Annotated in this window: 14 protein-coding genes; 8 read left to right on the top strand and 6 right to left on the bottom strand. The window is 60.6% G+C overall.

The features are described 5' to 3' along the window. The first annotated feature begins 62 nt into the window (after positions 1 to 62). From tsaD to ACXAC3_RS03450, 4 genes are read left to right on the top strand one after another with little or no spacing between them, the layout of a single operon-like run. Positions 63 to 1,160, top strand: a complete 1,098-nt coding sequence (tsaD, locus tag ACXAC3_RS03465; protein ID WP_475156414.1) for a tRNA (adenosine(37)-N6)-threonylcarbamoyltransferase complex transferase subunit TsaD — start codon at positions 63 to 65, stop codon at positions 1,158 to 1,160. Further along, positions 1,157 to 2,119, top strand: a complete 963-nt coding sequence (locus ACXAC3_RS03460) for an NAD(P)H-dependent glycerol-3-phosphate dehydrogenase (protein WP_475156411.1) — start codon at positions 1,157 to 1,159, stop codon at positions 2,117 to 2,119. The genes tsaD and ACXAC3_RS03460 overlap by 4 nt, the downstream gene beginning before the upstream one ends. A 1-nt stretch (position 2,120) precedes the next feature. After that, positions 2,121 to 2,390 (top strand): YciI family protein, encoded by a 270-nt coding sequence (locus tag ACXAC3_RS03455; protein WP_475156409.1) that lies wholly within the window; start codon positions 2,121 to 2,123, stop codon positions 2,388 to 2,390. After that, positions 2,390 to 2,812: an EVE domain-containing protein gene (locus ACXAC3_RS03450; RefSeq protein ID WP_475156406.1), complete on the top strand. Its 423-nt coding sequence runs from the start codon at positions 2,390 to 2,392 to the stop codon at positions 2,810 to 2,812. Before ACXAC3_RS03455 ends, ACXAC3_RS03450 begins: the two co-directional genes overlap by 1 nt. Before the next feature lie 223 nt (positions 2,813 to 3,035). On the opposite strand, the gene ACXAC3_RS03445 is transcribed toward ACXAC3_RS03450, so the two are convergent. Continuing rightward, positions 3,036 to 3,377: a DUF2853 family protein gene (locus tag ACXAC3_RS03445; RefSeq protein WP_475156402.1), complete on the bottom strand. Its 342-nt coding sequence runs from the start codon at positions 3,375 to 3,377 to the stop codon at positions 3,036 to 3,038. Positions 3,378 to 3,589: 212 nt separating this feature from the next. Between ACXAC3_RS03445 and ACXAC3_RS03440 the strand changes: the two genes are divergently transcribed. After that, positions 3,590 to 4,237: a DUF899 family protein gene (locus tag ACXAC3_RS03440; RefSeq protein ID WP_475156394.1), complete on the top strand. Its 648-nt coding sequence runs from the start codon at positions 3,590 to 3,592 to the stop codon at positions 4,235 to 4,237. 67 nt (positions 4,238 to 4,304) lie between these two features. Here the strand turns inward: ACXAC3_RS03440 and ahcY are convergent, their stop codons facing one another. Next, positions 4,305 to 5,693: an adenosylhomocysteinase gene (gene ahcY, locus ACXAC3_RS03435; RefSeq protein ID WP_475156392.1), complete on the bottom strand. Its 1,389-nt coding sequence runs from the start codon at positions 5,691 to 5,693 to the stop codon at positions 4,305 to 4,307. A 103-nt stretch (positions 5,694 to 5,796) separates the two neighbouring features. Further along, the gene (locus ACXAC3_RS03430; RefSeq protein ID WP_475156389.1) at positions 5,797 to 6,111 is read right to left on the bottom strand and encodes a hypothetical protein; all 315 of its coding nucleotides are present in this window, start codon (positions 6,109 to 6,111) and stop codon (positions 5,797 to 5,799) included. 205 nt (positions 6,112 to 6,316) lie between these two features. Between ACXAC3_RS03430 and ACXAC3_RS03425 the strand changes: the two genes are divergently transcribed. Further along, entirely contained in the window at positions 6,317 to 6,910 is a 594-nt protein-coding gene (locus ACXAC3_RS03425; RefSeq protein ID WP_475156384.1) for an HD domain-containing protein, read from the top strand. Between the two features lie 35 nt (positions 6,911 to 6,945). Here ACXAC3_RS03425 and ACXAC3_RS03420 read toward each other — a convergent pair whose 3' ends face one another. The 3 genes from ACXAC3_RS03420 to ACXAC3_RS03410 form a co-directional block, all read right to left on the bottom strand. Beyond that, positions 6,946 to 7,329 carry a hypothetical protein gene (locus tag ACXAC3_RS03420; RefSeq protein ID WP_475156379.1) on the bottom strand — a complete coding sequence of 128 codons (384 nt, stop codon included), beginning with the start codon at positions 7,327 to 7,329 and terminating at the stop codon, positions 6,946 to 6,948. Between the two features lie 21 nt (positions 7,330 to 7,350). Further along, positions 7,351 to 7,905 (bottom strand): ActR/PrrA/RegA family redox response regulator transcription factor, encoded by a 555-nt coding sequence (locus tag ACXAC3_RS03415; protein ID WP_142637470.1) that lies wholly within the window; start codon positions 7,903 to 7,905, stop codon positions 7,351 to 7,353. 86 nt (positions 7,906 to 7,991) lie between these two features. Next, positions 7,992 to 8,612, bottom strand: a complete 621-nt coding sequence (locus tag ACXAC3_RS03410; RefSeq protein WP_475156370.1) for an SCO family protein — start codon at positions 8,610 to 8,612, stop codon at positions 7,992 to 7,994. Positions 8,613 to 8,704: 92 nt separating this feature from the next. Between ACXAC3_RS03410 and regB the strand changes: the two genes are divergently transcribed. Both regB and ACXAC3_RS03400 read left to right on the top strand, forming a co-directional pair. Beyond that, entirely contained in the window at positions 8,705 to 10,102 is a 1,398-nt protein-coding gene (regB, locus tag ACXAC3_RS03405) for a sensor histidine kinase RegB (RefSeq protein WP_475156364.1), read from the top strand. 64 nt (positions 10,103 to 10,166) lie between these two features. Next, a complete protein-coding gene (locus ACXAC3_RS03400) occupies positions 10,167 to 11,675 on the top strand; it encodes a PAS-domain containing protein (RefSeq protein ID WP_475156358.1) in 1,509 nt (502 codons plus the stop codon). The last annotated feature ends 41 nt before the right edge of the window (positions 11,676 to 11,716 follow it).

Below are 11,716 nucleotides of genomic sequence, written 5' to 3'. Positions count from 1 at the left end.
ATTGTTTGCGTCCGCGCAGGGTGATACCCCGCTTGGCAGTCATGATGCAACGGATCAGACCAATGGTGCAAACACTTACCGTTCTGGGGCTGGAAAGCAGCTGCGACGATACTGCCGCGGCGGTCGTGCGCCAGACCGATGGCGCCGGGGCCGAGGTGCTGTCGTCCATCGTGCATGGCCAGACCGACCTGCACAGCGCCTTCGGCGGCGTGGTGCCGGAAATCGCCGCGCGGGCGCATGCCGAAAAGCTGGATATCTGTGTCCGTCAGGCGCTGGAGGCGGCCGGTTTGACCCTTTCCGACATGGACGCGGTGGCGGTAACCGCCGGGCCCGGCCTGATTGGCGGCGTGATGTCGGGTGTCATGTGCGCCAAGGGGCTGAGCGCCGCAACCGGTCTGCCGCTGATCGGGGTAAACCATCTGGCCGGGCATGCGCTGACGCCGCGCCTGACCGACGGGATCCCCTTTCCATACCTGATGCTGTTGGTGTCGGGCGGGCATTGCCAGTACCTGATCGCCCATGGGCCCGAGCGCTTTACCCGCCTGGGCGGCACCATCGACGACGCGCCGGGCGAGGCTTTTGACAAGACCGCCCGCCTGCTGGGTCTGCCGCAACCCGGCGGCCCCTCGGTCGAGGCCGAGGCGCGGTCCGGTGATGCCAGTCGTTTCCGCTTTCCCCGGCCATTGCTGGACCGGCCCGGATGTGACCTGTCCTTTTCCGGGCTCAAAACCGCCTTGATGCGGATGCGGGATCAGATCGTGGCCGAAAAAGGCGGTCTGACCCGTCAGGATCGCGCCGACCTTTGCGCCGGATTTCAACAGGCCATTGTCGACACTTTGGCCGAGAAAACCCGGCGCTCCATCGACCGGTATCTGCAGGAGAACCCCGCAGACCCGGTGATCGCAGTAGCGGGCGGCGTGGCGGCGAACTCTGCAATTCGCCTCGCGTTAGAGTCTGTTTGTACCGAAAAGGGCACCCGTTTCACCGCCCCTCCGCTGAACCTGTGCACCGATAATGCGGCTATGATCGCCTATGCCGGGCTGGAGCGGTTCCGCACCGGCGCGCGCGACGGGCTGGACCTGACCGCGCGGCCGCGCTGGCCGCTGGACCAGACCAGCCCCGCCATGCTGGGCGGCGGCCGGAAAGGCGCCAAGGCATGAGCGTTGCGGTGTTGGGCTCCGGTGCGTTCGGCACGGCGCTGGCAATATCGCTGGCCGGGACCGGGCCGGTGACCCTGTGGTCGCGGGACGCGGATCAAGCCCGTCAGATGCGGGACACGCGCGAGAATGCAGCGCGCCTGCCTGGGGTGCCTTTGCCCACTGAAATCACCGTCACGTCCGAGGTTGCCCGGGCCACCGAAAGCGAAATCCTTCTGCTGTCGGTGCCGATGCAACAACTGCGCAGCGCGCTACAGGCCCACGCCCCGCTACTTGCAGGAAAGACGCTGGTGGCCTGCTGCAAAGGGATCGAGCTGTCCTCAGGTCTGGGTCCGATCTCGGTGATCCGGCAGACCGTACCGGACGCGCGCCCTGCCCTGCTGACCGGCCCCAGCTTTGCCGACGACATCGCGCGCGGGTTGCCCACTGCGCTGACCCTGGCCTGCGCCGCGCCCGATCTGGGCGAAACCTTGCAGAATGTACTGACCACGGCCAGTTTGCGCCTTTACCGGACCACCGACGTGATCGGCGCCGAACTGGGCGGTGCCCTGAAAAACGTGATGGCCATCGGCTGCGGCGCGGCGATCGGCGCCGGGTTGGGCGACAGCGCCCGCGCTGCCCTGATGACCCGCGGTTTCGCCGAAATGCAGCGGTTCGCGCTGATGCGCGGCGCGCGTCCGGACACGCTGATGGGGTTGTCCGGGCTGGGGGATCTGGTGCTGACCTGTTCGTCCGAATTGTCCAGAAATTACCGTTTTGGCCTGTCTTTGGGTCTGAATCGTCCCTTTGACACCGGCACCACGGTCGAAGGTGTCGCCACCGCGCGCGCCATGACCGCGATCGCCACCAAGGAAGGGCTCGACATGCCCATCAGTGCTACGGTGGCGGATCTGAGCCACGGCGCCTACAGTGTGGCGCAAGCCATCCAAACCCTGCTCAACCGCCCCCTGAAGGAGGAATAACATGCTGATCGCCCTTATCGCCCGGGACAAGGACGGTGCCCTGCAAACCCGGCTGGACAACCGCGCCGCCCATCTTGCCTATATCGAGGAAACCGGAGTCGTCGCGCAGGCGGGGCCGCTGCTGAATGGCGAGGCGATGATCGGTTCGCTCATTATCCTTGAGGTCGAAGACATGGCCGCCGCGCAGAATTGGGCCGACAACGACCCCTATGCGCAGGCCGGGTTGTTCAAGTCGGTCGACCTGATCGTCTGGAAGAAGGTGGTGGGCTGATGGCGTTCTGGCTGTTCAAATCCGAACCCTCGACCTGGAGCTGGGATCAGCAGGTGGCCAAAGGCGCAGCGGGCGAGGAATGGGATGGCGTGCGCAATTATCAGGCGCGCAATTTCATGCGTCAGATGGAAGTTGGCGACCGGGGGTTTTTCTATCATTCGCAAAAGGACAAGGCGATTGTCGGTATCGTCGAAGTCTGTGCCGAAGCGCATCCCGACAGCACCACAGATGACGACCGCTGGGAATGCGTGGATATCAAGGCGGTGCGCCCCTTTGCAACACCGGTGACCCTGGATCAGATCAAGGCCGATGACCGCCTGGCCGAGATGGTTCTGGTCAAGAACTCGCGCCTGTCGGTGCAACCGGTCAGCGATGCCGAATGGCAGGTGATCTGTGATCTTGGGCAGACACAGGCGGATTAAGGTACCGGCTGGAAAATAACGGAACTGCAAATAAGGGAAGGCCCTGACGATCGCAGAGCCTTCCCTACCCCCGCGTGCTCCCTACTCACCACACGCGTATGGAAATCTTTGGCTCTGACCGTCCTGGTCACAACCTGATCCTAGTCGATTTCATGCGGCGGGCACAAACGCCAAGTGCTTAAAATTTAAACCGCCCGCGATTGTGGCTTTGCCCGGGGCAATGTTAGCCGTAGACCAACTCTTTGCCGAAATGTTTGGTCAGCATGTAATAGACGACGGCGCGGTATTTGTTGCGCTCGGACATGCCGTAGGTTTGCAATACCTTGTTGATCGCTTCCATCAGCTCGGGACCGTCCGAAAGGCCCAGCTTCTTGATCAGGAAGTTGTTCTTGACCGTCTCAAGCTCAGCGTCCTGACTGGCTGCCACCGTTGCGGCGTCCGCGTCATAAATGGACGGGCCACAGCCGATGGTGACTTTGGTGAGAAGGTCCATATCCGGATCCACACCGCATTTGGATTTCAGATCTTCTGCGTATTTGGCGATCAACTCGTCGCGTTTTCCCATGAATTACTCTCCCTTAATGCAGCTTTTGCCGCGATTGCTCACGTCCTTGAAACAAGTGCAGGCAGGTTAGACATTTGCGATTTTCGAACAAAGGGAAAATTTCCGCACTTTCCCCCTGAGCGGATTGCAACCCTTTCAGGCGGTCGGCTGTGGATTGCATTTGGGGAAATTTTAATTTAACATTTTTGTTAAATAGAAAGCAGGAGAGCCCCATGCCCGTGAGTTTCCCGAACGAATCCGCCGAATACAGAACCGCCCGCGCCGCCCTGCTGGCGGCCGAGGTCGAACTGCGTCAAAAGGTCGAGGACGTCGCCGCCCTGCGCCGAACCCTGCCAAAAGGGGGCGCGTTGCCGGATGATTATGTCTTTCACACACTGTCCGGTGACCCGGCGCCCCTGTCGTCGCTGTTCGGCGCGCAGGATACGCTGGTCGTGTATTCGCTGATGTATGGCCCGGATGCCACCTCGGCCTGCCCGATGTGTTCGGCCTTTCTGGACGGGCTCAACGGGCAGATCGCCCATCTGTCCAAAACCGTTTCGATCGCGATTGTGGCGCAGAATTCGCCTGAAAAGCTGCGCGACCTCAGCACGCGGATGGGCTGGGACAATCTTCCGCTCTATTCCGCGCTGGGCACGACCTATCAGCGCGATTACCTGGCAGAGACGGGTGACGGCAACCAGTTGCCGATTCTGAATGTCTTTCAGCGGGATGCTGATGGCATCCACCATTTCTGGAGTTCCGAGATGTTCTTTGAACCCAGCGACTGGCATCCGCGTCATGTGGATGCGGCCTGGCCGCTTTGGAATATTCTGGATCTGACACCCGGCGGGCGCGGGGATTTCATCCCGCCCCTGCGCTGAAACAGAGGTCATCCAACGAAAAACGGCGGCCACATGGGCCGCCGTCTGAATTCTGCTTCGCCGTCACTCAGTAGCGATAATGTTCGGGCTTGTACGGACCTTCCGGTTTCACCCCGATATAGGCGGCCTGTTCGCTGTCCATCCGGGTCAGTTTCACTCCTATGCGGTCCAGATGCAGGCGGGCCACTTTCTCATCCAGATGCTTGGGCAGGATGTAGACCTCGTTGTTGTACTGATCACCTTTGGTGAACAGCTCGATCTGCGCCAGAACCTGGTTGGTGAACGAGGCCGACATCACAAAGGACGGGTGCCCGGTGGCGTTGCCGAGGTTCAGCAGGCGGCCTTCGGACAGCAGGATGATGCGGTTGCCCGAGGGCATCTCGATCATGTCCACCTGTTCCTTGACGTTGGTCCACTTGTGGTTGCGCAGATTGGCGACCTGAATCTCGTTGTCGAAATGGCCGATATTGCCAACGATAGCCATGTCCTTCATCTCGCGCATATGCTCGATGCGGATCACGTCCTTGTTGCCAGTGGTGGTAATGAAGATATCCGCGCTTGCAACTTCGTCTTCCAGCAGGGTGACTTCAAACCCGTCCATCGCGGCTTGCAGCGCGCAGATCGGGTCAACTTCGGTCACTTTCACGCGGGCACCAGCACCGCGCAGCGAGGCAGCCGAGCCCTTGCCCACGTCACCATAACCGCAGACCACAGCAACCTTACCGGCCATCATGGTGTCGGTGGCGCGGCGGATACCGTCTACCAGCGATTCCTTGCAGCCGTATTTGTTGTCGAATTTCGATTTGGTGACCGAGTCGTTCACGTTGATCGCCGGAAACGGCAGGTGGCCGTCTTTCACCAGCTGATACAGGCGGTTCACGCCGGTGGTGGTTTCCTCGGACACGCCCTGAATCTGGTCGCGCATCTTGGTGAACCAGCCCGGGGATGCGGCCATACGCTTGGCAATCTGTTTCTTGATCACCTCTTCCTCTTCCGAACCCGGAACCGGGATGATGTCCTCACCCGCTTCGGCGCGCGCGCCCAGCAGGATGTACAGCGTCGCGTCACCGCCATCGTCGAGGATCATGTTCGGGCCGTCGTCGAACAGGAAGGATTTGTCCAGATAATCCCAATGCTCTTCCAGCGTCTGGCCCTTGATGGCGAAGACGGGAATACCTGCTTCGGCAATCGCCGCCGCCGCATGGTCCTGTGTCGAGAAGATGTTGCACGACGCCCAGCGTACATCCGCGCCCAGCGCCACCAGCGTTTCGATCAGAACGGCCGTCTGGATGGTCATGTGCAGCGAACCGACGATCCGCGCGCCGTTCAACGGCTTCGCGTCGCCATATTCGGCGCGCAACGCCATCAGGCCCGGCATCTCGGTTTCAGCGATATCCAGTTCCTTGCGGCCGAACCCGGCCAGCGAAATGTCTTTGACGATATAGTCCCCGGCCATCAGGTGCTCCACTCCGGTAATTCACAGTCCGGGGCTGCCCCTAGCACTCCTTGGGGCAGGTGGCAACGAGGATGGCCGGAAACGGGATGTTCCGCCGCTTAAATCAGCTGGGTTGACCCTTGAGTTTAATCTTTGGGGCCGCTTCAAAAAAATCGGTGCCAACGGCGACAATACAACTAATGCCGTTCGCCTGGGTCACCAGAACCGTGTAGCTTCCGGTTTCCTCCGAGGTCCAGACCTCCATGACCGATTGCGCCCCGCGCGTTTTCTGCAATCCGCCAAAGGCCAGCTCTTCTGAATAGCTGTTTTGCAACTTGGCGATGACATGCTCACGCTCGGCGCAATTTTGTGCAAAGGCAGGGGGTGCTGTGGCGGCCATTCCAAAGGCCAGGGTTATTCCAAACAGACGCTTAAACATAGCTAGCTCCTTTCGATACGAGTTACGTTCCGAGAGGGGCACACCGGGAGGAGCATGCGCCCCCCTCAGCACAAATGTCGGTATCACCAGGTGTCGATTCAAAGCACGAATGCTCAAGAAAAAGTTGGCAGCCAGTGATCTCGACAGATACACCATACCACAAAAACGCGAAACTTGCGTGTTCAACTTCACAAGGCATGGCAGAATGGCAACACAACCCAGAGCATGGCAACGGATGCTGTCAGGTCGCAGGCTGGATCTGCTGGACCCGACCCCCGTGGACATTGAAATCGAAGATATTGCGCACGGGCTTGCTTTTGTGGCGCGTTGGAACGGCCAAACGGCGGGCGATTTCGCCTATTCGGTGGCGGAACATTCCCTTCTGGTTGAGCAACTTTTCGGCCGGATTGCCCCGAAAGCGCCGATAAAGTGGCGCCTCGCGGCTTTGTTACACGATGCACCCGAATATGTGATCGGAGATATGATCTCACCCGTCAAATCCGCCGTAGGCCCGGATTACGGCGCGCTGGACGACCGTTTGGCAGCCGCGATCCATATCCGGTTTGGGCTGCCTGCGGAGATTCCGAAAACGGTGAAACGCCAGATTAAAAAAGCCGACAAGATCAGCGCCTGGATGGAGGCAACGCAGATCGCGGGGTTTTCCGAGGCCGAAGCGACGAAGTTCTTTGGTCGGCCCGATAGGGCGGTGATGGAGGGATTGGAGATCAGGCTAAGGCCACCGGTTCAGGTTCGGGAGGCGTATACGGAAAGGCATGAGGCGTTAATCCAAAAGACTTAAGAACAGTTGAAATCGTCTCGGATTGGCGAGGCCAATCAATTGGAAATGTAGAAATACCCTATAGCCGACAAACCGATCAGAGAAAGCCAGCCGATAATCTGATAGAGAAACCTCAGCTTCTCGGCATTTAACTCGCTTACATCAATGTGCGGTTGAGATGATCGCGTTTGCCTGCTTCCGAGAAGATTGGGAAAAACTGCCGTCACAGCATGCACGATGCCAATCAGAGTTAGCAAAGTACAAAGCACCAAACCAAAGGCGCTCGCCCATACGCCTGCGATGGTCCATGGCTCAGACCATGCATGAAAAACGACACCACCCACAACAAGCAAGGACAATAGCGAGATGGTGCCAAAAACAAATGCACCCAGACGTTGCACCCAAGTTTCAGGCGCGGTTTTAGCTAGGAGTTGCAACACTTTCTGGGCTCAGTCAGTTCCCTATCGCGGGCTACGCTTCGCCAATATCCGCTGCAACGTCCGGCGGTGCATGTTCAGGCGGCGGGCGGTCTCGGAGACATTCCGGTCACACAGCTCATAGACGCGCTGGATATGCTCCCAGCGCACGCGGTCCGCGCTCATGGGGTTTTCCGGCGGCGGTGGCAGTTCGTCGCCCTTGGCCAGCAGCGCGTTGGTGATGTCAGTGGCGTCGGCGGGTTTCGACAGGTAGTCGGTTGCGCCGATCTTGACAGCGGCCACCGCGGTGGCAATCGCGCCATATCCGGTCAGAACCACAACCCGGCTGTCGGGGCGTTTTTCGCGAAGAACTTCAACCACATCCAGACCGTTGCCATCCTCAAGCCGCAGGTCAACCACCGCATAAGCGGGCGGGCGGGCGGTGGAAATGGCGCGGCCAGCGGCAACGGAGCCTGCGGTTTCAACCTCGAACCCGCGTTTTTCCATGGCTTTGGCCAGACGTCTCAGGAACGGTTCGTCATCATCCACCAACAGCAGTGATTTATCGGGGCCGATGTCGAGGTCAGAGCTGTCTGCCATATTCTATTCTTTCCGCTAATTCACGCCTTTGGCTCAGACCTGAGTAATAGCAGCGCCATGCCAAAGGTCAAACCGACTGTTGCGCGCTAGAGCCGATCCAGAAAGCAGCCAACCTTGTCGGCCATCTGCTCGGCCGTGTCATTGCGGTTGAAGAATTCCAGGAATCCGTCTTCGGGCGTCACCAGATAGGTAAAGGTCGAATGGTCGACCAGATAGTATTCGTCGCTTTTGTCATGGGCCTTGTAATAGGTCTTATAGGCCTGGCTGGCAGCCTTGACCTGTTCGGGCGAGCCGGTCAGCGCGATCATCCTCTCATGCAGGTTGAAGGCATAGTCGCCCACCACCTCGGGCGTGTCGCGGTCCGGGTCGATCGAGATGAACAGCGGCGTCACCGACTGGCCGCGCCCGGCCAGAATGTCCACGGTTTCGGCGTTGCGCGACATGTCGAACGGGCAGACATCGGGGCAGAACGTATAGCCGAAATAGACCAGCGTCGGTTCGGTGATCACGTCCTTGTCGGTGACCGCCTCGCCCTTGCCATTGACCAGTTCGAAGGGGCCGCCGATGGCCGCAGTGCCGCCTGCGATCTGGCTGGACCGGCATTGGGCGAACCGGTCATCCGATCCGGCGCCGCGCGTCAGCAGCCACATGGCACCCAGCCCCACGGCCAGAACAACGGTTGCAAGGGCGGCGTAAAGGCGGATCATGACATCTATCCTGACATGAGAGGGGTTGTTGAACGTTTCGGCCGGGACACCTATCAAGATGGACAGCCGATGCAACAGGACATAATGGACCGATGGCAAATTCCAACATCACATTTTGGCGCGGCCAGGAACGCAGCAGCTGGATCCGGCTGCGCACGCTGATCCTGTTGCGCTGGGTGGCCATTTTCGGCCAGATCACCGCCATCACTGTCGCGCAGCACACCTATGGCGTGCAGCTGGACGTCACGCTGTGCTATCTGGCGATCGGCGTTTCGGTCATGGGCAACCTGACCGCGATCCTGCTGTTTCCCCGCAACAAACGCCTGTCGGAGTTCGAGAACTTCCTGATGGTGCTGTTCGATCTGCTGCAACTGACCATCCTGCTTTACCTGACCGGTGGGCTGAACAACCCGTTTGCGCTGTTGCTGGTCGGGCCGGTAACGATCTCGGCCAGCGTCATGAGCACCCGGTCGACGCTGATCATCGGCGGGGTTGCCATCGCCCTGACCACCCTGCTGGCCGAGTTTCACGTGCCGTTGCGCACCGATCTGGGCGTTGATCTTGAGATCCCCGATATCCTGCTGTTCGGCAACTGGGCCGCCATCGTCATCGCCATCGTCTTTCTTGGGGCTTATTCGCACCGTGTCAGCTCTGAGGTGCAGTCGATGTCCGATGCGCTCTCGGCCACGCATATGGCGCTGGCCCGGGAACAGAAGCTGACCGATCTGGGGGGCGTGGTCGCCGCCGCCGCGCATGAGCTGGGCACGCCGCTGGCCACGATCAAGCTGACCAGTTCCGAACTGATCGAGGAGCTGGATGACCGCCCCGACCTGAAGGAAGACGCCGCGCTGATCCGCGAACAGGCCAACCGCTGCCGCGACATCCTGCGCGATATGGGCCGGGCGGGCAAAGACGACCTGCATCTGCGCCAGGCCCCCCTGTCCACCGTGATTCACGAAGCTGCCGAGCCGCATATCAACCGGGGCAAGGCCGTGCATTTCGCCGAAGGTCCGGCCGACGACGGCGACGTTCAGCAGCCCTCGATCCTGCGCAAGCCCGAGATCATCCACGGGCTGCGCAACCTGATCCAGAATGCGGTGGATTTCTCGCGCGCCAATGTCTGGGTCGAGGCGGAATGGACAGCAGAGGCAATCACCGTGAACATCATGGATGACGGGCGCGGCTATCCGTCCCAGATGATCGGCCGGATCGGAGACCCTTTCATGCGGCGGCGGCGGGCGGACCCCGAACAACGCCCCCGGCCGGAATATGAGGGCATGGGACTGGGCCTGTTCATCGCCAAGACCCTGCTGGAGCGCAGCGGCGCCGAACTGGACTTTGCCAACGGCTCGGACCCGTACCAGACGATGACCGACAATCCCGAACGACGGGGGGCGATCGTCCGGGTCTCGTGGCCGCGCAATCTGGTTGATGCGCAGATCGGCGACACCCCGGTTCCGTCCGGCGCAAACCAGCAGATCCGGGTCTGAGTTAAGACCCTGTTAACCAATAAGCCGCATAGTTCGTCTTTGGGATTTCAGCACCGGAGGGCGCATGGTCGACTGGATCATTCTGGCCGCAATCAGCCTGGTTTCCGCCAGCCTGGCGGTTCAATGGCTGTTGCCGCGCCGCCGCCAAAGGGGCGATAATTTCGGACTGTCCGCGCCGGCGTCATTGTTCGATGCGGTGTTCCTGTTCGACGGCAACCGTCTGATCAGCCATTCCGATATCGCGCTGGAAGGGTTCGAGGCGGTCCGCGACTGGCCCGACCTGCGACGGCTGTTGCAACGGGACTTTCCGACCTTTCCCGAAACGCCGGAACGCGTGCGTCGCGAGGGGACTCTGGTCATCCCGGCCATAGACTGTACGGTCGAGCGCGACGTTCTTTGCGAATGGATCGACGGGATTGTCCGGGTGCAGCTGCGCGACAGCGTCGAACACAGGCCGGCGGTTCAGCGCGACGCGAATGACCCGATCCGGCTGGCGATGGAACGCGCGCCCTACCCGGTGTGGCTGCTGGACCATCAAAGCAATGTCCGCTGGTGCAATGCCGCCTATGTAACGCTGGTCCGCAAGGTTCGCGGCCATGACACCGACCTGACCGCGCCGCTGTTTCCGGGCGCCGAAGATGACACGCGCCTCAGCGCCAAGACCCGCGTCGCGATTTCTTCCGAGGACAGCGACAGCAAGCTGTGGTTCGACCTGACGCTGGTCGATCATCCCGAAGGACTGCTGTGCTATGCGGTGGATATCCATGCCATCGTCGCGGCCGAAACGGCACAGCGCAAATTTGTTCAGACCATGACGAAGACCTTCGCCCAGCTGTCCATCGGGCTGGCCATTTTCGACCGGAACCGCCAGCTGGCGCTGTTCAACCCCGCGCTGATCGACCTGACGACCCTGCCCCCAGATTTCCTGAGCTGCCGCCCCAGCCTGTCCAGCTTTTTCGACCGTTTGCGCGATCAGCACATGATGCCTGAACCCAAGAATTACCGCAGCTGGCGAAGTCGGATGAACGACCTGCTGGAGGCGGCAGAAGACGGCAATTACCAAGAAACCTGGTCGCTGCCCTCCGGGTCGGTCTATTCGGTCAGCGGCCGCCCGCATCCCGACGGCGCTGTTGCCTTCCTGTTCGAAGATATCACGGCCGAGATTACACTGACCCGGCGGTTCCGTTCGGAAATGGATCTGATGCAATCCGTTCTCGACAAACTGGCGGATGCCGTCGCCGTATTTGGTGATGACGGCACGCTGGCTTTCACCAACCGCGCCTATCAGGAGCTTTGGGGCGATACCGGCGAAGCCGGGTTCGAACCGGATTCGGTGCTTGAGGTGACGCGATCCTGGCAGGCGCATTGTGCCGCCACGCCCATTCTGGGTGACATCCGCGACTTTGTCGAAATGCGCGACAACCGCGCGGAATGGTCCGGTGAAATTCGCCTGCGCACAGGCCCCGCACTGACCTGTTTCGTCAGCCCGATGCAGAATGGCGCGACCATCGTCCGGTTTTCGGCAAAAGGGGGCGCTCAGACGTCGCAGCCGATCCCGAAAATCAGCGCCTGAACCGGGTTGCGGCCAGCCGGGCGCGCGGTCATTGTGGCGCC

This window comes from Ruegeria sp. ABV4_181, from assembly GCF_056158465.1.
This window is presented reverse-complemented; position numbering and strand designations above follow the sequence as displayed.